The following is an 831-nucleotide window of genomic DNA, read 5'->3' as shown; positions in this document are numbered from 1 at the left end:
CATTTTGAGAGTGAAGAAGCCTGTATATCCCACTTTAAGACGGAGCGGGATAAGTTAGGGGTTGTCTGCAGATGCGGCCATACGGAACATTATTGGATAAAAAGCCGAATAAGCTATGAATGTAAAAAATGTAGAAAGCGTATGACCTTAAAAAGCGGAACCATCATGCAGGGCTCTAATCTTTCTTTCCTAACCTGGTATAAAACCATGTTTTTGCTAAGCATGACCAAAAAAGGGTTTTCCTCCAAAGAGATCCAACGGCAATTGGGCTTAAAGCGCTATGAGCCCGTATGGGCCATGGTGCATAAGCTGCGTACAGCGATGGGCAACAGGGATGCCAGGTACACATTAGAGGGCATGATAGAATTGGACGAGGGCTATTTTACTGTGGAAACTTCAGAGGTAGAGAAGAGTAAAGGCGTAAGGGGGCGTGGTGCAGCAGGGAAACAAAATGTGGCGGTTATGGCAGAATCCACCCCATTGGAAGATACAACGACAGGCAAACAACAACGGCAATGCCGGTATTTTAAAGCCAAAGTGCTTGACACCCATTATAAGAATGAAATCAATCAAACCGTAGAAGACTCCATAGATGAAAGAAGTATTGTATTTACAGACAAGAGCACTTCTTATGTTGATATAGCAGATTATGTGGAATTACATGTCACAGAGAAATCAGATAAGCAAACCACCAAAGAAACTTTAAAATGGGTGCACATTACTATTAGTAATGCTAAAAGAAATCTCTTGGGGAATTATCACAAGATAAAAGGAAAGTATTTGCAGCTATACCTTAATGAATTTGTTTATAAACTCAATAGAAGATATTTC

The 831-nt window shown here is 40.6% G+C and carries 1 protein-coding gene; it reads left to right on the top strand.

All coding sequences use genetic code 11. The features are described 5' to 3' along the window. A partial coding sequence (locus tag ABD792_RS19080) for an IS1595 family transposase (RefSeq protein WP_345008177.1) occupies nucleotides 1–831 on the top strand: 831 nt, incomplete at both ends.

Origin of the sequence: Snuella lapsa (assembly GCF_039539345.1) — a bacterium.
In the GTDB taxonomy this organism is placed as follows: domain Bacteria; phylum Bacteroidota; class Bacteroidia; order Flavobacteriales; family Flavobacteriaceae; genus Snuella; species Snuella lapsa.
The sequence above is the reverse complement of the archived record's forward strand: the minus strand, read 5'-3'. Positions and strand labels throughout refer to the sequence as shown.